The organism is Oleiphilus sp. HI0043, from assembly GCF_001634935.1.
The window spans coordinates 1-1,710 of sequence record NZ_LWEY01001936.1; the positions used below are offsets into that span (position 1 = coordinate 1).

Sequence of the window (1,710 nt, forward strand, 5' to 3'; positions counted from 1 at the left end):
CTTTTCAACCACTTTTCGATAGTCATCTACCCAACCAATCGCACCGAATGACAGTGTCACGAATAGTGTAATCCAGACATATTTGTTACCCAGATTTCCCCAGATCAAAGTACTAATCGCCACAGCAACAATGATTAGAGTACCGCCCATCGTTGGCGTACCCGCTTTGCTTAAGTGAGACTGAGGACCATCGTCCCTTACAGACTGACCAATTTGATAATGGCTCAACTTCTTGATCATCATCGGGCCAACCCATAAGGAAATCATCAGGGCAGTTAAAACCCCTAGGATTCCTCGCAAGGTTAAATACTGAAACACCGACAAGAACCCAAATGTTTCAGATAAAACGGATGACAACCAATACAGCATTAGTGAACTCTTCTCTTAATTAAATTTACAACTTCATCCATTGCTGCGCTTCTGGACCCTTTGATCATCACGATCTTATTTTTGTGCTGATCTTTCACTAGGTGCTCTGCAAGCAAGGCTTTGTCTTCAAAAACCAATGCATTCTCACCAATACTTTCACTCATCTGTTTTGCGTATTGCCCTATCAAGCAAAACTCTTCGATTCCTAATTCAAGCGCATAAGTCGCTACATCTATATGCGCGTCATGCGCATGCGCACCAAGTTCAGCCATTTCACCCAGCACGGCAATTCGATACCCCGCCTGCATAGACAAGACATTAAGGGCTGCTTTCATCGAAGCCGGATTTGCGTTGTAACTGTCGTCTAATAAAGTGATGTCATTAATGAAAGCTGTGTTCATACGCCCTTCTGTCGACTCAACCTTTGCCAAGCCTTTTGCTACACCTTCCAAGTCGCATCCAACAGCAATTGCAGCAGTCGCTGCTGCGAGAGCATTTTGGATTTGATGCAAACCTGGCACAGGCAAACCAACCCTTACGCTCTCTTCGTGATAATTCAATGTAAAGCAGCTTCCTTCGGCTTCACATTCAACATCACTTGCAAAGACATCCGCATTTTCACTTTCCTGTGAGAAAGACAAACTTTGCCTTCCTCCCAAGCGCTCTAACCAAGTCATATAGGCTGGGTCATCGAAGTTTATTATTCCAACGCCGTCAGCGCTTAAGGAGTCATAAATTTCTCCTTTGCCTTCGACGATCGCTTCGTAATCACCAAATACTTCAATGTGAGCGCTGCCAGCATTCAAAACCATTGCAACATCTGGTCGGGCCATATTGCTTAGATAGGCAATATCACCTTTCGCTCTCGCTCCCATTTCCACAACTGAAAACTGGTGTTCAGCATTTATGTCTAACAAAGTTAACGGCACACCCACTTCGTTATTGAAATTACCCTTCGTTGCCGCGGTCTTGCCGTATTCTGATAAAACAGCTTTCAACATATTCTTAGTACTGGTTTTGCCTGCTGACCCCGTCAAACCAACTAACTTTCCGCAAAACCTCTGTCGATTAAGTGAAGCAATTGAAGCAAGCGCTTTGTCAGTATCGTTAACTTGTAAATATGAAATCTGTTTGGCTGTCATCCCCTCATCTTCGATATACTGCGATACACTTGCTAAATCTTGTTCGCCAATAACACCTGCACAGCCCTTTCGCAGCGCATCAACAATAAATTCATGCCCATCAAATCTTTCGCCCTTTAAGGCCAAGTAAACATCACCTTCGTTAACGGTACGTGAATCAATAGATAGGCAAGTAAAGCCCGTATCATCACCCAATAAA

1 protein-coding gene and 1 pseudogene are annotated in these 1,710 nt (G+C 43.9%); both read right to left on the reverse strand.

What is annotated here, in order from left to right:
- A pseudogene (locus A3729_RS29960) lies at nucleotides 1-369 on the reverse strand (phospho-N-acetylmuramoyl-pentapeptide-transferase); the annotation flags it as partial.
- A partial coding sequence (murF, locus tag A3729_RS29965; protein WP_156498239.1) for a UDP-N-acetylmuramoyl-tripeptide--D-alanyl-D-alanine ligase occupies nucleotides 369-1,710 on the reverse strand: 1,342 nt, incomplete at its 5' end. The gene murF and the pseudogene A3729_RS29960, both read right to left, overlap by 1 nt.